Consider the following 18594-nt stretch of genomic DNA (forward strand, 5'->3'; position numbering starts at 1 on the left):
ACGGCTCTTTGGCGGCCGTTAAGGATGACTGTTAGGGGCAAACTATGCCGTAATCCTTTTTCAACCATTAAACTCCCACATGAAGATGGCGGTTCGAAGGCTGTTTCACATCGCCCGCGCAGCACCCTGCTGCGTGAACACGCCATTTTCGACAATCATGATTTCGGATTTGTTGCTGCACGCACAAGCGCTGTGTATTCAGAATGCTTGGGAGAGAGCGTGATTCGTGTGGACAGGCGTGATCATGATCGCCCGGTCATTGTGTTGTGAAATTTGCAGGGATTTTTGCCGATGGCCGAGCTTTTCACCCTTTCCGCACCCGATCTGGCAGCGCTGCTGTGCAGCCGGGTCTGCCACGACATCATTTCGCCGGTCGGCGCCATAAACAACGGGCTTGAGCTGCTCGACGAAGGCGGCGCCGACGAAGACGCCATGAAGCTGATCCGCCAAAGCGCCAAAAACGCCTCCGCCCGCCTGCAATTCGCCCGCATCGCCTTCGGCGCTGCCGGTTCCGCCGGCATGCTGATCGACACCGGGGACGCCGAGGCCGTGGCCATCGCCTTCCTGAAGAACGAGAAGCCGGAACTGATCTGGAACGGAACCCGCGCACTGTTGCCCAAGAACAAGGTCAAGCTGCTGCTCAATCTCATCCTCGTCGCTAACGCCGCCATTCCGCGCGGCGGCAGGCTGGTGGTCACGCTGGAGAACCTGGAGACCGAGCCGCGCTTTGCGCTCGCGGCGAGCGGCCCGATGCTCCGCGTGCCGCCCAAATTCCTGGAATTGCATTCCGGCCACAGGCCGGAAGAGCCGATCGACGCGCATTCGGTGCAGCCCTATTACACGCTGCTCCTGGCCCGCGAAGCCAACATGACGATTTCGATCCATGCGACCGCCGACGAGATCGTCCTTTCTGCAGTCTGAAGTTCTGCTAAGAGCCGGAAAAGTATTTTTCTCCAAATCATATTTGCGGCGTCGTCTTAACATCTGTGAGACCGGCTTGCAGATTGATTGCGTGAAGCATTGCGAAAGAATATTTCACTAAAAAACACCTTCAGGAAAATTTTACCTAACGGCTTTTCGGCTTCTTTACCAGATCGGCCTATGTTCCCCGGCAGATGCCACGACGCTGTCGGTTTGCCGCATGGCAAAGAGGGTCCGGGAATGAAACGCTGCATGTTCGTCGACAATTCGAGCGTCATCAGGAAGGTTGCAAGGCGTATCCTGGGCGGTTCCGGCATGATGGTGATCGAAGCCGCCAGCGGCCATGAGGCGATCGAGATGTGCGCGGTCGACATGCCTGATATCATCGTCGTCGACGGCGCCTTGCCGGACATGCAGGCGCAGGACCTCATCCGCCGCGTGCGCGCCATGGAAAGCCCGGTAGTGCCGCAAGTTTTGATTTCGCTGGTCGAGGTCGACGTCGGGGCGATCATGCGGGCAAAGCGCGCCGGCGCCCAGGGCTACCTGCTGAAGCCGTTCAACCGGCCGCAACTGCTCGAGTGCTTCCGCGCCTTGAAGATTGCCGCCTGATCAGAGCCTGTTCCATTCCGACGAAAATCGGATGAGCTCTATCTCGTTGTTTTACCAGGTTGTTTTCCGAAAGCCGGCGCCCATTTTGGGATCATGCCCTTGCTTCAGGCGCTGACCCGGATATCTTCAGGCTCACGCAGCACATAGCCGCGGCCCCAGACGGTCTCGATGTAATTCTGCCCGCCAGACGCGGCGTCGAGCTTCTTGCGCAGCTTGCAGATGAAGACGTCGATGATCTTCAGCTCCGGCTCATCCATGCCGCCATAGAGATGGTTGAGGAACATTTCCTTGGTCAGCGTGGTGCCCTTGCGCAGCGAGAGCAGTTCCAGCATCTGATATTCCTTGCCGGTCAGATGGACGCGCTGGCCACCGACTTCAACGGTCTTGGCATCGAGATTGACCACCAGGTCGCCGGTGGTGATGACCGACTGGGCATGGCCCTTGGAACGCCGCACGATGGCATGGATGCGGGCGACCAGTTCGTCCTTGTGGAAGGGCTTGGTCATGTAATCGTCGGCGCCGAAGCCGAGGCCGCGCACCTTGTCCTCGATGCCGGCCATGCCGGAGAGGATGAGGATCGGCGTCTTCACCTTGGAAAGGCGGAGTGTTCTCAACACTTCGTAGCCCGACATGTCGGGGAGGTTGAGGTCGAGGAGAATGATGTCGTAATCATAAAGCTTGCCTAGATCGACACCCTCTTCGCCAAGGTCGGTCGTATAGACATTGAAACTTTCTGATTTCAGCATCAGCTCGATGCTTTGTGCGGTTGCACTGTCGTCTTCTATCAGCAGAACGCGCATTTCATTCCCCTTTTCTGCTGCCGGACCATTTCACGACCCGTCCAGGACCGGAGCAGTGATTGCCCTGAGCAGAGGCTGCCATCGAATGGTTAATAAAACCTAATTCCCCGTCCGTGACGGTATCAGATTTTTTAACCCCTTTCTACACCTTGTTGAATCCAATAACGAATCACAGACCCAAACCGTTAATGCGGCACATTAATAAGCCAGACTAAGTGACTCTTCGGACTCGTTGGCCAGGTTTCGCGACGAGAAGCAGAATTTTTACCCGCCCTTAAGTCCTGAGCCGTATGATTAACAATGCCCGTAAACGAATGGTTACCGCCGGCAAAAAACTTTAGGAGTTTGTTTCCCATAGTTCGGGGAAAGCCGGTGGAAACGGGTCAAGCCTGGGCCTTGCCGGGTGAATTGGACGATATGTGCAGGTGTGCGTTTCCGGGAGTACCGAATCATGAAGTCACGTGAAAACCTCGTTCGGCTGAAGCAATTTCAGGTGAGCGAGAAGCGGCGGCAACTGCTGCAGCTCGACATGATGATCGCCGAATTCGAGCGCATGGCCGTCGAGCTGGAACTTCAGATCGCCGCCGAAGAGAAGAAGGCCGGCATCACCGACATCAATCATTTTGCTTATCCGACCTTCGCCAAGGCGGCACGCCTGCGCCGCGACAACCTTAGAAATTCGCAAAGCGACCTCGCCCAGCAGCGAAATGTCGCCGAATCATTGTTGAGCGAAGCCGAAGCGGAGCTTTCCAAGGCCGAGATGCTGGAATCGCGCGACACCAAGGCGCGCGACACGGAAGCCGGCGGCCGCAGCGCCATGATCGGCTGAAAACAAGACTTTAACGCGCGTCGCGCTTGAGCGCTATTGCTGCGCACCGAACTGTGCCCGCCTCAGGCATCCAGATCTTCTTGCTGTTCCGCCGCCCGTGCGCGCGCATTTTTGATGTCGGGCACATGCTGCTCCGACCAGGCTCTGATCTGATTGAGCAGTCCTGCCAGGTTCTGGCCAAGTTCGGTCAGCTCGTATTCGACCCGCGGCGGAATGACCGGGAAGATTTCGCGCCGCACAAGGCCGTCGCGTTCGAGGATACGCAGCGTCTGCGCCAGCATTTTCGGCGTGATGCCTTCGAGCTTGCGCGCCAATTCGCCGTTGCGGAGCCGGCCGCGGCGCAGCGCACAGATCACCAGGTAGACCCATTTGCTGGCGAGCGTCTCGAGCACGGCGTGTGACGGGCACGACCGCCGAAAGGCGTCATAGCCGAAAGGGGAAACATCTTCACTATCCATGAGGTGCGTATATATCAAAAAGGTACATACTAGACAAGAGAATGTACCTATCCAAATGATAGTGGTACATCAAAACCAGCAGGAGAGCCTTCCATGCGTGCCATTATCCAGAATTCCTTCGGCGGACCCGACGTCCTCGTCATTGCCGATCGCCCCGCGCCATCACCCGAGGCCGGCGAAGTGCTCGTCCGCATCGAGGCGGCCGGCATCAATCCGGTCGATGGTGCGGTGCGCGGCGGCCACTATCCGCTGCTCGGCGAGCCGCCTTTTGTCCTTGGCTGGGACGTTTCGGGAGTTGTCGAGGCGCTGGGCTCCGGCGTCTCCGGCCTCAAGGTCGGCGATGCCGTGTTCGGCATGACGCGCTTTCCCAAACAGGCGGCAGCCTACGCCGAACTCGCCGCTGTCCCGGCTGATGAGCTTGCGCCGAAACCTGAAGGCATAGATCACGCGCAAGCCGCCGCGCTGCCGCTGGCCGGCCTGACGGCCTGGCAAGGCCTTGTCCGCCATGGCCGGCTCGATTCTGGCAAGCGCGTGCTGATCCACGCCGGAGCCGGCGGCGTCGGCCATCTGGCGGTGCAGATCGCCAAGGCGCACGACGCTCACGTCGTCGCGACCGCCAGCCCGGAAAAGCTCGATTTCGTCCGCTCGCTCGGCGCCGACGAGGTGATCGACTACACAAGGGATGATTTCACCGGGAAGGCCCGCGACATCGATCTGGTTCTGGACCCGTTCGGCGGCGTGCATGCGGAGCAATCACTGAAAGTGCTCACGGCCGGCGGCGTTCTGGTGTCGCTGCTCGATGTCAGCGATGCCACCAAGGCAAAGGCCAGGACGCGAGGCATCCGCGTCGAGCGCATGTCCGTAGTGCCCGACCGTGCCGCTCTGGTGGAGCTCGGCAAATTGATCGACGCGAAAAAGCTGGCCGTCCACGTGGCAAAGGCGTTTCCGCTCGAACAGGCCGGTGCCGCCCATGCCTTTCTCGCCACCAGGCCGATCGGCAAGGTGGTGCTGACGGTCTGAAATTGCAGATCGTCGCCCCTCGCAAACGTAAGGGCGCTGATCAGCGCCCTTATCGGCCTAATGCCGGTATTGCTGGATGCGCGTGGTGCGCAGGCCGGCAAGGCCGTATTCGTCGATCGACGCTTGCCAGGACAGGAATTCCTCGGTGGTGAGCTTGTAGCGCTGGCATGCCTCTTCGAGGCTCAAAAGCCCGCCACGCACCGCCGCCACCACTTCCGCCTTGCGCCGGATAACCCAGCGACGTGTGTTTGTCGGCGGCAGATCGGCGATGGTAAGTGGGCTGCCGTCTGGCCCGATAACATATTTGACTCGCGGTCTAATTAGATCGGTCATCGTACTCTCTACAAAAAACTCAAAGACCCAATCCCCACCACATTACCGCCACAGCTTTAAAATTTGCCTAAGCAGACCCTAATGGTTAGGTAAGGATCATGAACGCGGCGTTAGCCTTTTCATCGGCATTTGAAACATCTGCCGGCAAGCGCATTGAACCCGGCAGGAAAAATGAGCCGGTCCGGCAAAGCTGGCGCAGCCGAGACGCTTGACCTATATTCCGGCCATTGGCATTGAAGCGCCGCGCAGAACGAAAGAACCATGAACAGCCTCGATCTTCCCGGACGCCCCGAAAACACCCGCGTCGTCGTCGCCATGTCGGGCGGTGTCGATTCGTCGGTCGTTGCCGGCCTCCTGAAGCGCGAGGGCTACGACGTCGTCGGCGTCACGCTGCAGCTTTATGACCACGGCGCGGCGACGCACCGGGCCGGCTCATGCTGCGCCGGCCAGGACATCGACGATGCCCGCCGCGTCTCCGAGACGCTCGGCATCCCGCATTACGTCCTCGATTACGAGGAGCGCTTCCGCAAGGCGGTGATCGACCCGTTCGCCGAGAGCTATGTCGCCGGCGAAACGCCGATCCCTTGCGTTTCCTGCAATCAGACGGTGAAATTCGCCGACCTTCTTGCGACCGCCAAGGAACTCGGCGCCGACGCGCTGGCGACCGGCCACTACATCCGTTCCGGCGCCAATGGCGCCCACCGCGCGCTTTACCGGCCGGTCGACGCCGACCGCGACCAGAGCTACTTCCTGTTCGCCACCACCCAGGCGCAGATCGACTATCTGCGTTTTCCGCTCGGCGGCCTGTCGAAGCCTGAGGTTCGCGCCATCGCCGAGGAGATGGGACTGACGGTTGCGGCCAAGCAGGACAGCCAGGACATCTGCTTCGTGCCGCAGGGCAAATATTCCGACATCATCGCCAAGCTGAAGCCGGCTGCCGCCAATCCGGGCGACATCGTCCATATAGACGGGCGCGTGCTTGGCCGCCACGAGGGCATTTTGCGCTACACCGTCGGTCAGCGCCGCGGCATCGGCATCGCCTCGGGCGAGCCGCTCTACGTCGTTCATCTCGACGCCGACCGGGCCCGCGTCGTCGTCGGCCCGCGCGAGGCGCTGGAGACCCACAAGATCTTCTTGCGCAACATGAACTGGCTGGGCGATGGCCCGCTGACCGCTATCCCGGCGGCCGGGCTTGAGCTTTTCGCCAAGGTGCGCTCGACGCGGCCGCCGCGCCCGGCCGTGCTGCATCACCGCGCCGGTGTCACTTCGGTGGAACTGGTCGACGGCGAATCCGGCATCGCGCCCGGTCAGGCTTGCGTGCTCTATTCCGACGATGGCAACGAGGCGCGCGTGTTCGGCGGCGGCTTCATCGAGCGCTCCGAGCGCGGCGCCGAGGCCGAGGCGATGCTGACGCGGCTTGCCGTCCAGCCGGCGCGGGTTCCCGCCGAATAGACGGCGTTTTCTTTTAGGGCCTTGTATGGGCGGGCCTTGTATGGGCGACGGTGCCGGCGGTCAGGATGCGCAGCACGCGGATGGCCTCCTCGCCGCTGGTGCGCGGTTCGGCCCGCGTCTCGATGCAGTGGATGAAATGCTCCAGCTCGCGCGTCAGCGGCATGCCCTCACCGACCGCGACATAGGACGGCTCGTTGGCGGTGAACGCCCATTGGCCGCTGTCCTGCCACACCGCGTGGCGATAGACGGCAAGCTTGCGCTCCCACGGCTCGACATCGTCGAACACCGCCATCGCCTTGGTGCCGACAACGGTCAGCCGCCGTTCGCGGTAAGGGTTGAGCCGCGAGGCGAACAGATGGCCGCGCAGGCCGTTGGGAAAGCGCATGTGCAGATGCGCAAAGTCGCTGAGATTGTCGAGAAGAGCAGCGCCTTCGCCGCGCACTTCGACCGGTTCGGTGCCGGTGATGGCCAGGATCATCGACAGATCGTGCGGCGCCAGATCCCATAGCGCGTCGTTTTCGGTGTGGAACTTGCCGAGGCCGAGCCGATGCGAATGGATGTAGCGGACTTCGCCGAGTTCGCCATTGTCGATCAGCGCCTTCAGCGTCTCGAAGGCGGGATGAAAGCGCAGCACGTGGCCGACCATGAAGACACGGCCATTATCGGCGGCCGCCTGCACCGAGCGTTCGGCATCGGCCACCGTCAGCGCGATCGGCTTCTCCACCAGCACGTCCTTGCCGCCGAGCACGGCGCGCACCGCCATGTCGGCATGGAACTGCGGCGGCAGCGCCATGACAATGGCGTCGACATCGTCGCGGGCAAACAGCGCCTCCGGCTCTATCGCCAGGCAATCCTGCTCGCTGGCAAAACCCTCCGCACGCGCGGGGTTGACGTCCGAAACCGCATGCAGCGCGCCGAGCGCCTTTAGGGTGCGGATGTGGTTGCTGCCCCAGTATCCGCAACCGAGGACTGCAATGCGCGGTTTCATCAATTCATGACCATGGCTTTCGTGGCCGAGACATAGCGACGTGCCTCGCTGAACTCAACCCCGGCCTGTGCGCCCAAATGTCTGCCCGGCAAAGCTTTAGGCGCCAGCAATATGCCGGCGCGGCAGCCACTTCGATGCTTGACAGGCTTGGCCTCGCAACCTTATATCCGCGCGACCTTGGCGAACGCGCCGATATGCCTGCCGATTTAAGCTGGATTTCGGGCCTTCGCCGCCTTGGCGGGGTAGCTCAGTTGGTTAGAGCACGGGAATCATAATCCTGGGGTCGGGGGTTCAAGTCCCTCTCCCGCTACCAAATTCCAAGAAAAATCAGATACATAGAGATGTACGGTGCCAGTCGTCTCATGTAGCGGGTCGCGCGATTTTGCAATTTTGACACCCGGTTTTGCAGCAGGGCGCTTCTCTCAAGACAGGGCGATCCGATAGCTGCGAGGGCCATGACGTTTCGGTGCTCTAGATTGCACTCCCGTACAAGCCTCGAGACAACATCCCATCGCAGCGGTGGCTCTCCTACGCTTTCTTCAGAAATTCCGTCCGCAGAACCAGATTGCCTTTGTGCATTCAGCCCGTTGAGGAGATCGGCGAGTTCCTCGGGATCGTGCTGGTTCATTCCAACGATGGTTCGGCTGCCCATCTCGGCGGGCCGCCCGGTACGAGCATCATTGACGGTCCAGGTGCCGGTCGGATCCTGAAAAGGCCTGTAGCCCGCGGCGGCTCCAATCGAGTGGCCGGCCGAGATAAGGCCCATCGCCGGCGCCATCACGCGCAATCCGAGACGGCTGGCGACAAGACTGGCAGTGACGGGAACGGCCGCATGGCTTTGGTTCGAGGCGCAGGGCGTATCGCCCGGTTTTCTACAGCCTCAAGACAGATGCGCCACGCATCACTAATTGAATGCGCCGCATTTTAATATATGCTGCAAGACGTAGAGATAATATCTCAAAGCTGATCAAAAAGGGGGATGCGACCGTGATAACTGCTCCACAGTTGCGTGCCGCGAGGGCGCTCCTTGGCATCGACCAGCGCAGGCTTGCCGAATTGTCCGGTCTTTCCGTGCCGACAATTCAACGCATGGAAGCCAGCGAGTCGATTATTCGGGGTAACGTCGATTCTCTCATGAAGCTGATCGGGGCACTTGACCTCGCCGGCGTGGAATTGATCGCTGAAGGCGCCTCCAGCCAAATCGGCGGGCGCGGCGTGCGACTGAAAGCGGATTTTGACCCCGCCAAAATCCTTGGCGGGGTCGATACGGATGCCAAACTCCCCGTGAGGAGCGTGGCGTGATTTCGGGGGCCGCGGTCCTCCTGTGGGGCGTCGCTGCGCTCCTGGGGACTGCGGTGCTTGCGATTGCGGAAAGCCGCAGATCCGACTCGGGAACACGCCTGATCTACGGCTTGACGCTAGGTATATCGGCGGCCGTGCTCATGGTTCTCGCGAGCCGCATCGCCGACAATCCCGTCACCCCGTCGACTGTGGTGTTGCCTCTTGGATTGCCATGGATTGGCGCTCATTTCCGTTTGGATGCGCTCTCGACTTTCTTCCTCATCGTCGTCAACTTCGGCGGCTCCATGGCCAGCCTTTATGGCCTCGGCTACGGCAGGCATGAGTCTGCGCCGCATCGGGTGCTGCCGTTCTTCCCGGCTTTCCTAGCCGGAATGAACCTTGTCGTGGTGGCCGACGACGCCTTCACTTTCCTGCTTTCTTGGGAATTCATGTCGCTCGCCTCCTGGGCGCTCGTCATGGCGCACCATCGCGAGCAGGACAATGCGCGGGCGGGCTACATCTATCTCGTGATGGCGAGCTTCGGCACACTCGCGCTGCTGCTTGCGTTCGGCCTGCTCGCCGGATCCGATGGAACCTACACATTCGACGCGATGCGAGCCGCCGACCCGACCCCGTTCGCCGCTGCTTTCGTCCTGGTTCTCATGCTGCTGGGCGCCGGCTCCAAGGCTGGACTCGTCCCGCTTCACGTTTGGCTGCCACTCGCTCATCCGGCCGCGCCAAGCCACGTCTCGGCTCTCATGAGCGGCGTGATGACCAAGGTCGCAGTCTATGGCTTCATACGCGTTATTTTCGATCTGCTCGGTGAGCCGGCATGGTGGTCGGGCGTTGCCGTGCTTTTCCTTGGCGGCCTGACGGCGGTTCTCGGCATCCTCTACGCGCTGATGGAAAAGGACCTGAAGCGACTGCTTGCCTATAGCACCATTGAAAACATCGGCGTCATCTTCGTAAGCCTTGGTCTCGCGCTCGCTTTCAAGGCGAACGCCATGCCATCGGCTGCAGCGCTGGCCCTCACCGCCGCGCTGTTCCACGTCCTCAACCATTCCTTTTTCAAGAGCCTGCTGTTTTTCGGCGCGGGCGCCGTTCTGACGGCAACCGGAGAGCGGGATATGGAGAAGCTGGGCGGTCTCATCCACCGCATGCCCTTTACAAGTTTTGCCTTTCTCGTCGGTTGCGTCGCGATCTCGGCACTTCCACCCTTCAACGGCTTCGTCTCCGAATGGCTGGCCTTTCAGGCCATATTGCAGAGCCCCGATCTGCCACAATGGGGACTGAAGGTCATGGTGCCCGCCGTTGGCGGTCTGCTGGCGCTGTCAGCGGCACTGGCCGCGGCCTGCTTTGTAAAGGCGTTCGGGATTACATTCCTCGGCCGGCCACGCTCGGCCGCGGTGGAACTGGCGCATGAGGTCGACCGCTACTCGCTGGCGGCATTGTTCATTCTCGCTGCCCTTTGTCTCCTGGCCGGCATTCTGCCCGGTCTTGTGATAGACGGCCTCTCATCGGTGACACTGCCACTGATCGGCAGTCGGATGCCTGTGCAGATGGCCCAGCCCTGGCTGTCTATCGTGCCGATTGCAGCGAGCCGCAGTTCCTACAACGGCCTGTTGGTGTTCCTGTTCATCGCCTTTTCCGCATCCGCTGCGGCATATGTGATCCATCGCTTTGCATCACATGCACTCCGTCGGGGTCCCGCCTGGGGTTGTGGCTTCCCGGATGTGGTCCCGAGCTCGCAGTACACGGCCGTCAGCTTCGCGCAGCCTATCCGCCGCGTCTTCGGCACGTTCGTATTCCGTGCAAGGGAAACCGTCGAAATGCCGGCACCTGGCGAGACCGGTCCGGCTCGTCTGAATGTCGAAATGCATGATGTGATCTGGGAGACGCTGTACCTGCCTATCGGCCGGGCCCTCGACTTTGCGACCGACCACCTCAACCATCTGCAGTTCCTGACGATCAGGCGCTACCTGACCCTCGTCTTTCTCTTTCTCATTGTCCTGCTCCTGGTGCTCGCACTATGGCCGTGATTCTCGAGTTGGCCGTTCAAGGCGCGCAGATGGCGCTGGTGCTTTTGCTGGCGCCGCTCCTGACCGGATTCGTGCGCAAGGTGAAGGCACGGCTCTTGCGCCGCCAGGGTCCTTCCCTGATCCAACCTTACCGCGATCTCTTGCGGCTGATGCGCAAGGAAGTCGTTCTGGCGGACAACGCATCCTGGCTGTTTCGCGTGACGCCCTATCTGATCTTTGCCACCACCTGGGTCGGCGCGGCGCTCATCCCGACATTCGCCGCCGGCCTTACATTCAGTTGGACCGCCGATCTCATAGCCATTGTCGCACTGCTGGGAAGCGCCCGGTTCTTCCTGGCGCTGGCAGGCATGGACGTCGGCACGAGCTTCGGCGGCATCGGCTCGAGCCGCGAGGTGATGATCGCTTCGCTGGCCGAACCCGCCATGCTGCTCATCGTGTTCAGCCTGGCGCTCGTCGCGGGTGCTACGCAACTCTCAACGGTCGCCGCCTTCATGGGGTCACCGGAGGTTGGCTTGCGGGTGTCGCTCGGGATGTCGCTCATCGCCCTCGTGATGGTGGCGATCGCCGAAAACGCCCGCATACCCGTGGACAACCCATCGACCCATCTGGAACTCACCATGGTTCATGAGGCGATGGTGCTGGAATATTCCGGTCGCCATCTGGCGATGATCGAGTTTGCCGCCTTCCTCAAGCTTCTGCTCTATGTGTCGCTGATTTCCTGCGTCTTCCTACCTTGGGGCCTGGCGAGCGCCGGGGCAGGACTGGAATCCCTTGCTCCGGGTGTCGTCGCCTATTTTGGCAAGCTTGCCGTATGTGGCGTTCTCCTCGCCGTGTTTGAGACTGCCATCGCCAAGATGCGCGTCTTCCGCGTCCCGGATTTCCTCGGGGCAGCGCTGATGCTGGCCCTGCTTGGCACGCTCCTGCTGTTCGTCTCGCGGAGCCTCTGATGAACGGCCTCACCTTCGACATCGCTCACCTGCTCGCCGGCGGCCTAGTGCTGGTCAGTTTCATGATGCTGTATCAGGATCGCCTCTTTGCTCTGATCAACGTTTTTGCGCTTCATGCAATCGTGCTGGCCCTGTCCGTAGCTTGGCAGGCATACATTCAGGACGCGCATCATCTCTACGTCACGGCGGCGATCGCCCTCGTCTTCAAGGCGATCGTCATTCCTGTCGGGCTTCATCGCATCATTCAGCGGCTCGGCATCCATCGTGACGTCGAGACCGCCGTCGGCATCGGTACGACGATGCTTGCGGGGATAGGCCTGGTGACCCTGTCCATGGTCCTGATGCTGCGCGTCACTCCCGAGGCTGATCCCCTCGCCCGCGAGGACCTGGCTTTCGCGCTGTCCATCATTTTGCTGGGGCTGCTGGTGATGGTCACCCGCCGCAACGCCGTCAGCCAAGTTGTCGGATTCATGTCGCTCGAGAACGGTCTGGTCCTCGCCGCCACGGGGGCCAAGGGCATGCCTCTGGTCGTCGAGATCAGTGTCGCCTTCTCGATCCTTATCGCCTTCATCGTCATCGGAGTCTTCCTGTTCCGCATCCGCGAGAGGTTCGACTCGGTGGATGTCGGCGCGCTCGACGACTACAGGGGAGAACACCGTTGACCGCGTTTTCCCTCGATGCGGTGGCCGCCATTTTGCTGATACCGGTCTTCGCGGCCGCACTTCTGGCGGCGCTGCCGAAATACCGGATATCGGCGGGCGTCAATGTCGCTGCGAGCTTGCTGACCTTGCTCGCCGCCCTGTCGCTTCTTGTCACCGACCGCCCGCAGCCTGGGCAGTATCTGCTCGTCGACGATCTCAATATCGTCTTCATCGTGCTCAACACATTCGTCGGCTTCACCACCAGCGTCTTCAGCGCTTCCTACATTGCCCACGAACTGGAGAGCGGGCGGCTGACAGTCCCGAACTTGCGGTTTTATCACGCAATGTACCAGGTCATGATGTTCGGCATGAACCTGGCGTTCGTGTCGAACAATATTGGCTTGATGTGGGTGGCGGTGGAGCTTGCCACGCTGACCACCGTGCTCATGGTCGGCATCTACCGCACGCACGAAGCGCTGGAGGCAGCCTGGAAATATTTCATTCTGGGCAGCGTCGGCATCGCGCTCGCACTGTTCGGCACCATCCTCGTCTACATGGCTGCACAGCCGGTTGTTGGCGAGGGGACCAATGCGATGGTCTGGACGGTGCTCATCGCTCACGCCGCGCGCTTCGATCCGGCTCTGCTCAATGTCGCCTTCATCTTTCTGCTGCTCGGCTACGGGACAAAGGTCGGCCTTGCGCCCTTACATGCCTGGCTGCCAGACGCGCATGCTGAGGGTCCAACGCCGATTTCCGCAGTGCTGTCGGGCTTGCTGTTAAACGTCGCGCTCTATGCCGTGCTGCGCTTCAAGCTATTGCTCGCGGCAAGCCCGGAAGCGATCGCACCTGGGCCATTGATGATCACGATGGGACTGACGTCGCTTGTCTTCGCGGCCTTCATGCTCTACCGCCGCCGCGACATCAAACGCCTGTTCGCGTACTCCTCGATCGAGCACATGGGCATCATCGTGTTCGCCTTCGGCATAGGAGGCCCGCTCGCCAATTTTGCCGGGCTGCTGCACATGGTCATGCACAGCCTGACCAAGTCGGCGATCTTTTTCACGGTCGGCCACATTGCCCAGGTCAAGGGGACACAGAACATCGCCGAAATCCGGGGACTGACGGAAACACATCCTGCCCTTGGCTGGGCGCTCGTCATCGGCGTCGTTGCCATTGCCGGCCTCCCTCCGCTCGGTATCTTCATGAGCGAATTCCTGGTCGTGAGTTCGACATTTGCAAGACACCCTCTTTTGGCGATGCCGTTGGTTTTCGGGATTCTGCTCGCTTTCGGCGCCCTGCTGCTTCGACTGACCGGCGTCGCTTTCGGCGAACCGCGCGGCAGCACTGCACCCGCCGAGGCGTCCTACATTCCGATGTATTCCCACTTGGCGTTGGTGTTTGCCGCCGGCATCTATCTGCCGCCACCGCTGGTCACATGGTTCCAGCACGTCGCAAGTATCCTGGGGTGAGCAGAGGAGAGAAAGAGCATGCCCGGGCTGATCGACCTCATCCTTGCTGGCCAACGTGTCGAAAATCATTTCCCGTGGTCGCGCGCCGTGGTGACTCCGAAAAAATGGGGCTTTGCCGTCGAGCAACTGGCCGAGGGCCACTGGAGCTTGCTCGGCCTATGGGGTGAGCCAGGCGCCGTCCACATGGCACTTCTCGATGAAAGCGCCGGGGACATTGGCGTCGTCAGCCTGGAATGCCCCAGTGGCCGCTACCCATCGGTCGGCCGGCTGCATCCGCCCGCATTGCGCCTGGAACGTGCGGCCGCTGACCTGTTCGGGCTCCTACCACAAGGTGCGCCTGATACACGACAGTGGCTTGATCATGGCCACTGGGGTGTCAGCTATCCGTTGAGTACCCGCGTCCGGACGTCTGCTGCGACTGCCTTCCCGTACAGTTTCCTGCCTGCAGAGGGGGAGAGCCTGCATCAGATCCCGGTCGGGCCCGTGCATGCCGGCATCATCGAGCCGGGCCATTTCCGGTTCACGGCGAGCGGTGAAACGGTCGTCCGGCTGGAGCAGCGCCTCGGATACGCGCACAAAGGTATAGAAGGCCTGATGGCGGGGTCCGACATCGACCGTGCGGCCAAATTGGCGGGCAGAACCTCTGGCGACAGTACCGTGGCATACTCCCTCGCTTTTGCCCGCGCGGTCGAGGCGGCGCTGGGTGTCCAGGTTCCCCCACGCGCGGTCTGGCTGCGAGCGCTCATGGCCGAGTTGGAGCGCCTGGCCAATCATCTGGGCGACATCGGCGCTATCTGCAATGATGCCGCCTTCGCGCTCATGCATGCCCACTGTGGGGTGCTGCGTGAGCGCGTATTGCGGGCAAGCGATGCTGCCTTCGGTCATCGTTTGATGCGCGACTGCATCGTGCCCGGAGGCGTGGCAAGCTTCCTGAGCGATGAGGGCACGACAGCGCTCAGGTCCCTGATCGCAGAGATCAGGCAGCGGTTTCCCGCGCTGGTCGAGCTCTACGACAACACGGCGTCGCTGCAGGATCGGACTGTCGCGACTGGCCGGCTGAAGGTGGAACTCGCTCGTCAATATCGCGCCGGAGGCTACGTTGGCCGGGCCTCCGGTCGGGACTTCGATGCCCGACGCAATCTCGCTTATCCACCCTATGGCGAACTCGCCTTCGATGTACCTCTCCTCCAGGAAGGCGATGTGAACGCCCGTGTATGGATTCGTATCCACGAGGTCGAACAGAGCCTGTCCCTGATCGAACAAGTCTTGCGACAACTGCCAGACGGGCCGATCCGCGTCGATTTCGCGCAGACAAACCGATCGCATGAAGGCATGGCGCTCGTCGAAGGTTTCCGCGGCGACATTCTGGCCTGGCTGCGCATTGGCAAGGGCGGCTTGGTCGAGCGCTGTCACCTCCGTGATCCGTCATGGTTTCAATGGCCGCTCCTTGAAGCGGCGATCGAAGGAAACATCGTTGCCGACTTTCCGCTGTGCAACAAATCGTTCAACTGCTCTTATTCGGGCCATGATCTCTGAAGGCACGCTGTCATGCGCAAGCTTCTTTTTGAAAGCCTGATACGCCCCCCTCTCACCGAGCGTCCGCCGTTGGCAAGCAGCACGGCAGTCGACGAACTCGCACGCGCGCTCGATGGGGCTGCTCACAAACGATTGGGGCGAAGCCTGTCGATCCGGGCGGTCGATGCCGGTTCCTGCAACGGCTGCGAACTTGAGATGCACGCGCTGAACAACGCCTTCTATGACATCGAGCGTTTTGGGATCCGGTTCGTCGCATCACCGCGCCATGCCGATGTACTGCTCGTCACCGGGCCGGTCACAAAAAACATGCGCGAGGCATTGAAGCTGACCTACGACGCAACACCCAACCCAAAATGGGTGGTCGCACTGGGAGATTGCGCAGGCAATGGCGGCTGTTTCGCCGGCAGCTATGCGGTGGTGCGCGGAGTGTCCGAGGCCTTGCCTGTCGATCTGCACATTCCAGGTTGTCCGCCGCCGCCAATCGAAATTCTGAAAGGCCTGCTCGCCTTGCTTGAGGGCGTGAATTCCAAGACTGGTGCTGCCCGAAGGTGACTATGTAGAGGCTTTGCCAAGGTTGGCCTTGTCGCTGCATAGATCCAACCAATGCGTAGCCGTGAGTTTAAGGGCATCAGCCAACCTCTGTCCCAAAACTGGAAGGCGCTCGGCGGCGAGAACGGCTAAAACGCCTGCTTTTTCGCCGGCAGCCCAGCGCTTTCGATCGAAGGGGAACCCGTTCCCTAGTCCGAAATGGTTACTTGCGCTGCAGCTAATGTAGTTACAATCTTGTGCAGTCGGAAGCTGCATGGGCCGGCCAGGCGCGAATACCGCCTTCGCCGGCGTCTCAAAGCAGCCGACCACACGTTTGCGGTGCTCTAAGGGGGAATCAATGAGATTGACGATTGTTTGCGCGGCAATTGTGATGGCCGTATCCACCGCCGCCGTTGCGCACGAGAAAAAGAGAGTGGTCAGTACAGAAGTAACGTCGGCCTGCGCCGACCTGTCGGGCAGCACGATCAAGAAAAACAGGGAAACAAAATTGGATAGCAGTTCAACCGGAACTGTCTCCAGCGCGATTTCGAAAGACAAATCGGAGCCGCGCCTGGGATATGAAACGGTCAATCCTGCAATCATATCGATCTATTAGCTGAGGAAATAGCAGGCAGGTCTATCGGCGCTCAGGCTTCGGGAGCAGGGCATGGACCGACTCGCGGCCATTGCCTACGGAACATATTCAAGATCGATCAAGTCGGACGCCGCCGCGAAATCAGCCGTTAATCGCTTGGTGGCGGCGCTCGGCCTCATTGCGCATGCCTGCGCTCAATGTTTGATGCGGTCACGCATTGCGTACCAAAGCATGCCGAGCACATAGAGCGGGCCGCGCAGCGCCGTGCCGCCGGGGAACGGCAGCGGGCTTAGGGTCGAAAACAGATCGAGCCGCGAAGCATCACCGGTGATCGCCTCAGCGAGCAGCTTGCCCGACAGCGTCGACAGGATCACCCCCTTGCCCGAATAGCCATGCGCAAAATAGACGTCGCCATAGCGACCGACATGCGGCAGGCGCGATGTCGTCACCTGGCATTTGCATCGAAATCGCAGCCGAATGCAGCCATATCGGGCGTGGCGCTGTAGCCGAAGGCTGTGAGGTCGGAATCAGAAAGGCCACCTGCGCTCAACGGCCATTCGCTCGGCGGACCCGCCAGATGACATTACCGACGTCGTCGGCGACGAGCAGTGCGCCAGTCTGATCGATAGCGACGCCGACCGGCCGGCCCATCGCCTCGCCATTACGCCCGATGAAGCCAGTGAGCACATCTTCCGGAGGACCGCTCGGTTTGCCACCATGGAACGGCACGAAGATGACCTTGTAGCCGCTGTGCACGCTTCTATTCCACGAGCCGTGCTGGCCGACGAAGGCGCCGTTGCCGTAGGCCGAACCGAGCCGCGCGCCTTTGGAGAAGGTCAGTCCCAGCGAGGCGGTATGAGAGCCCAGGGCGTAATCGGGCTTGATCGCTGCCGCCACGAGATCGGGGCGCTGCGGCTTGGCACGTTCGTCGACGTTCTGTCCGTAGTAGCTGTAGGGCCAGCCGTAGAAAGCGCCGTCACGAACCGAGGTCATGTAATCCGGCACAAGGTCGTCGCCGATCTCGTCACGCTCGTTCACGGCGACCCAAAGCTGGCCAGTCTCAGGATTCCAGGAGAGCCCGTTCGGGTTGCGCAGGCCCGAGGCGAAGACCCGAGTGCGGCGGGTAGACCGATCCACTTCAAGGACAGCAGCGCGGTTCTTCTCCGCGGCTATGCCGTTTTCTCCAACGTTGCTGTTGGAACCAACGGTGACATAGAGCTTGCGTCCATCCGGAGTTGCGATCACGTCCTTGGTCCAATGATGGTTGAGGTCCCCGGCCGGCAAGTCGATGATCTTTTCCGGCGACGTGCTGACTCGGGTCTGGCCATTGGAGTAGGGGAAAGCGACGAGCGCGTCGGTATTCGCGACAAAGAGTTTGCCTTTGGACAGCGTCATGCCGAAGGGCGAATTGAGGCCTTCCGCGAACGTCGTGCGCACATCCGCAATGCCGTCGCCATCGGTGTCGCGCAGGAGCGTGATGCGGTTGGCGCTTTTGGTCGCGGCGCCAGCCCGCTTCATAGCTAGGTCCATGAAGACCTTTCTAAGACTGAAGCCTTCGTCATGCTTGGCAGGGGCATTGGTTTCAGCAACCAGCACATCGCCGTTCGGAAGCACATGTAGCCAGCGCGGATGGTCGAGGCCGGTGGCGAAGGCGTTCACTGTCAGCCCCTTCGCCGGGGTCGGCATACCTTCTTTCTGCCAGCCTTTCGCCTCGGCGATGTTAACAGTCGGGATCAGCGTCGGTCTTGGTTTCGGTAAAGTGGGGTTGGGGCCATAGCCGGATATTGCCCCGGTTTTTTGCGCCGGAATGCCAGCGCAGCTTGCCATGACGGTGCCCAACACCGCTACGAGTACGCTTCCTGGGAAGCCGGCATGCATCGGACGTCCTCCGCATGGATTTGTGTCGCGCTCTTTGTGCAAACGGAAGTCAGTGGCTTATTCTTCCAATTGCTTCGAAACAGCGGCGCTCGTAATCCGAGGGCCAGGAATTCGCGACAGATCTGCGCTCGGTAGAAATATGGCGCGAGAAGATTGTGGCAACCGCGCGAATATCTGTCGCGCAATATAAATCTCACATTTGTATCGCGCGAAATCGGTACGGCTTGCGCTTTTCGGTATCGAGTTGCTCATGGGCCAACATGCGTTCGA

The 18594-nt window shown here is 60.9% G+C and carries 19 protein-coding genes, 1 tRNA gene and 1 pseudogene; 13 read left to right on the top strand and 8 right to left on the bottom strand.

Annotated elements, in window-relative coordinates:
• The first annotated feature begins 291 nt into the window (after positions 1–291).
• A complete protein-coding gene (gene chpT, locus NKI29_RS22430; protein WP_023679558.1) occupies positions 292–921 on the top strand; it encodes a histidine phosphotransferase ChpT in 630 nt (209 codons plus the stop codon).
• A 240-nt stretch (positions 922–1161) separates the two neighbouring features.
• Complete coding sequence (locus NKI29_RS22435; RefSeq protein ID WP_023679559.1) at positions 1162–1530, top strand: response regulator; 369 nt, start codon at positions 1162–1164, stop codon at positions 1528–1530.
• A gap of 104 nt (positions 1531–1634) precedes the next feature.
• Here NKI29_RS22435 and ctrA read toward each other — a convergent pair whose 3' ends face one another.
• The gene (ctrA, locus tag NKI29_RS22440; protein WP_006203583.1) at positions 1635–2330 is read right to left on the bottom strand and encodes a response regulator transcription factor CtrA; all 696 of its coding nucleotides are present in this window, start codon (positions 2328–2330) and stop codon (positions 1635–1637) included.
• A 451-nt stretch (positions 2331–2781) separates the two neighbouring features.
• Between ctrA and NKI29_RS22445 the strand changes: the two genes are divergently transcribed.
• Positions 2782–3159, top strand: a complete 378-nt coding sequence (locus tag NKI29_RS22445) for a flagellar export protein FliJ (RefSeq protein ID WP_023719275.1) — start codon at positions 2782–2784, stop codon at positions 3157–3159.
• A 62-nt stretch (positions 3160–3221) separates the two neighbouring features.
• On the opposite strand, the gene NKI29_RS22450 is transcribed toward NKI29_RS22445, so the two are convergent.
• Positions 3222–3617 carry a winged helix-turn-helix transcriptional regulator gene (locus NKI29_RS22450; protein WP_352568054.1) on the bottom strand — a complete coding sequence of 132 codons (396 nt, stop codon included), beginning with the start codon at positions 3615–3617 and terminating at the stop codon, positions 3222–3224.
• Positions 3618–3710: 93 nt separating this feature from the next.
• Here NKI29_RS22450 and NKI29_RS22455 point away from each other — a divergent pair, with 93 nt between their 5' ends.
• Positions 3711–4637, top strand: coding sequence for an NADP-dependent oxidoreductase (locus NKI29_RS22455; protein WP_352568055.1), 927 nt, complete (start codon positions 3711–3713; stop codon positions 4635–4637).
• A gap of 57 nt (positions 4638–4694) precedes the next feature.
• Here NKI29_RS22455 and sciP read toward each other — a convergent pair whose 3' ends face one another.
• Positions 4695–4970 (bottom strand): CtrA inhibitor SciP, encoded by a 276-nt coding sequence (gene sciP, locus NKI29_RS22460; RefSeq protein ID WP_023679563.1) that lies wholly within the window; start codon positions 4968–4970, stop codon positions 4695–4697.
• 261 nt (positions 4971–5231) lie between these two features.
• Here sciP and mnmA point away from each other — a divergent pair, with 261 nt between their 5' ends.
• Positions 5232–6422: a tRNA 2-thiouridine(34) synthase MnmA gene (mnmA, locus tag NKI29_RS22465; RefSeq protein WP_023679564.1), complete on the top strand. Its 1191-nt coding sequence runs from the start codon at positions 5232–5234 to the stop codon at positions 6420–6422.
• Between the two features lie 13 nt (positions 6423–6435).
• On the opposite strand, the gene NKI29_RS22470 is transcribed toward mnmA, so the two are convergent.
• Positions 6436–7410, bottom strand: coding sequence for a Gfo/Idh/MocA family protein (locus NKI29_RS22470; RefSeq protein ID WP_352452922.1), 975 nt, complete (start codon positions 7408–7410; stop codon positions 6436–6438).
• Between the two features lie 236 nt (positions 7411–7646).
• Here NKI29_RS22470 and NKI29_RS22475 point away from each other — a divergent pair.
• A tRNA-Met gene (locus NKI29_RS22475) sits at positions 7647–7723 on the top strand.
• Here NKI29_RS22475 and NKI29_RS22480 read toward each other — a convergent pair.
• Positions 7718–8188 (bottom strand): hypothetical protein, encoded by a 471-nt coding sequence (locus NKI29_RS22480; RefSeq protein WP_352568056.1) that lies wholly within the window; start codon positions 8186–8188, stop codon positions 7718–7720. The two genes, NKI29_RS22475 and NKI29_RS22480, sit on opposite strands and share 6 nt — an antisense overlap.
• Positions 8189–8397: 209 nt before the next feature.
• Between NKI29_RS22480 and NKI29_RS22485 the strand changes: the two genes are divergently transcribed.
• From NKI29_RS22485 to NKI29_RS22515, 7 genes are read left to right on the top strand one after another with little or no spacing between them, the layout of a single operon-like run.
• Positions 8398–8712: a helix-turn-helix domain-containing protein gene (locus NKI29_RS22485; RefSeq protein ID WP_023675522.1), complete on the top strand. Its 315-nt coding sequence runs from the start codon at positions 8398–8400 to the stop codon at positions 8710–8712.
• Positions 8709–10730: a hydrogenase 4 subunit B gene (hyfB, locus tag NKI29_RS22490; RefSeq protein ID WP_502896717.1), complete on the top strand. Its 2022-nt coding sequence runs from the start codon at positions 8709–8711 to the stop codon at positions 10728–10730. Before NKI29_RS22485 ends, hyfB begins: the two co-directional genes overlap by 4 nt.
• Positions 10721–11677 carry a respiratory chain complex I subunit 1 family protein gene (locus NKI29_RS22495; RefSeq protein WP_352568057.1) on the top strand — a complete coding sequence of 319 codons (957 nt, stop codon included), beginning with the start codon at positions 10721–10723 and terminating at the stop codon, positions 11675–11677. Before hyfB ends, NKI29_RS22495 begins: the two co-directional genes overlap by 10 nt.
• Positions 11677–12339, top strand: a complete 663-nt coding sequence (locus NKI29_RS22500; RefSeq protein ID WP_023675519.1) for a hydrogenase-4 component E — start codon at positions 11677–11679, stop codon at positions 12337–12339. Before NKI29_RS22495 ends, NKI29_RS22500 begins: the two co-directional genes overlap by 1 nt.
• Complete coding sequence (locus NKI29_RS22505; protein WP_023675518.1) at positions 12336–13787, top strand: hydrogenase 4 subunit F; 1452 nt, start codon at positions 12336–12338, stop codon at positions 13785–13787. Before NKI29_RS22500 ends, NKI29_RS22505 begins: the two co-directional genes overlap by 4 nt.
• 18 nt (positions 13788–13805) lie before the next feature.
• Positions 13806–15323: a hydrogenase large subunit gene (locus NKI29_RS22510; protein WP_352568058.1), complete on the top strand. Its 1518-nt coding sequence runs from the start codon at positions 13806–13808 to the stop codon at positions 15321–15323.
• Between the two features lie 12 nt (positions 15324–15335).
• Positions 15336–15875 (top strand): NADH-quinone oxidoreductase subunit B family protein, encoded by a 540-nt coding sequence (locus NKI29_RS22515; RefSeq protein WP_023675516.1) that lies wholly within the window; start codon positions 15336–15338, stop codon positions 15873–15875.
• Here the strand turns inward: NKI29_RS22515 and NKI29_RS22520 are convergent, their stop codons facing one another.
• From NKI29_RS22520 to NKI29_RS22530, 3 genes and pseudogenes are all read right to left on the bottom strand, one after another.
• Entirely contained in the window at positions 15876–16409 is a 534-nt protein-coding gene (locus NKI29_RS22520; protein WP_352787018.1) for a hypothetical protein, read from the bottom strand.
• A 231-nt stretch (positions 16410–16640) separates the two neighbouring features.
• Positions 16641–16895: pseudogene (locus tag NKI29_RS22525) on the bottom strand (FAD-dependent oxidoreductase); the annotation flags it as partial.
• A 97-nt stretch (positions 16896–16992) separates the two neighbouring features.
• Positions 16993–18324 carry a PQQ-dependent sugar dehydrogenase gene (locus NKI29_RS22530; RefSeq protein ID WP_352568060.1) on the bottom strand — a complete coding sequence of 444 codons (1332 nt, stop codon included), beginning with the start codon at positions 18322–18324 and terminating at the stop codon, positions 16993–16995.
• Between the last annotated feature and the right edge of the window lie 270 nt (positions 18325–18594).

It is taken from the genome of Mesorhizobium sp. M0678, from assembly GCF_040320505.1.
Lineage (GTDB): Bacteria > Pseudomonadota > Alphaproteobacteria > Rhizobiales > Rhizobiaceae > Mesorhizobium.

Bases quoted from the DNA above. Each gene is read 5' to 3' on its own strand.
- NKI29_RS22455 (WP_352568055.1), top strand. From the start codon at position 3,711: ATGCGTGCCATTATCCAGAATTCCTTCGGCGGACCCGACGTCCTCGTC.
- NKI29_RS22450 (WP_352568054.1), bottom strand. From the start codon at position 3,617: ATGGATAGTGAAGATGTTTCCCCTTTCGGCTATGACGCCTTTCGGCGG.
- NKI29_RS22530 (WP_352568060.1), bottom strand. From the start codon at position 18,324: ATGCATGCCGGCTTCCCAGGAAGCGTACTCGTAGCGGTGTTGGGCACC.
- NKI29_RS22445 (WP_023719275.1), top strand. From the start codon at position 2,782: ATGAAGTCACGTGAAAACCTCGTTCGGCTGAAGCAATTTCAGGTGAGC.
- NKI29_RS22480 (WP_352568056.1), bottom strand. From the start codon at position 8,188: ATGGCGCCGGCGATGGGCCTTATCTCGGCCGGCCACTCGATTGGAGCC.
- NKI29_RS22500 (WP_023675519.1), top strand. From the start codon at position 11,677: ATGAACGGCCTCACCTTCGACATCGCTCACCTGCTCGCCGGCGGCCTA.
- NKI29_RS22510 (WP_352568058.1), top strand. From the start codon at position 13,806: ATGCCCGGGCTGATCGACCTCATCCTTGCTGGCCAACGTGTCGAAAAT.
- NKI29_RS22435 (WP_023679559.1), top strand. From the start codon at position 1,162: ATGAAACGCTGCATGTTCGTCGACAATTCGAGCGTCATCAGGAAGGTT.
- sciP (WP_023679563.1), bottom strand. From the start codon at position 4,970: ATGACCGATCTAATTAGACCGCGAGTCAAATATGTTATCGGGCCAGAC.
- ctrA (WP_006203583.1), bottom strand. From the start codon at position 2,330: ATGCGCGTTCTGCTGATAGAAGACGACAGTGCAACCGCACAAAGCATC.
- chpT (WP_023679558.1), top strand. From the start codon at position 292: ATGGCCGAGCTTTTCACCCTTTCCGCACCCGATCTGGCAGCGCTGCTG.
- NKI29_RS22470 (WP_352452922.1), bottom strand. From the start codon at position 7,410: ATGAAACCGCGCATTGCAGTCCTCGGTTGCGGATACTGGGGCAGCAAC.
- NKI29_RS22495 (WP_352568057.1), top strand. From the start codon at position 10,721: ATGGCCGTGATTCTCGAGTTGGCCGTTCAAGGCGCGCAGATGGCGCTG.
- mnmA (WP_023679564.1), top strand. From the start codon at position 5,232: ATGAACAGCCTCGATCTTCCCGGACGCCCCGAAAACACCCGCGTCGTC.
- NKI29_RS22515 (WP_023675516.1), top strand. From the start codon at position 15,336: ATGCGCAAGCTTCTTTTTGAAAGCCTGATACGCCCCCCTCTCACCGAG.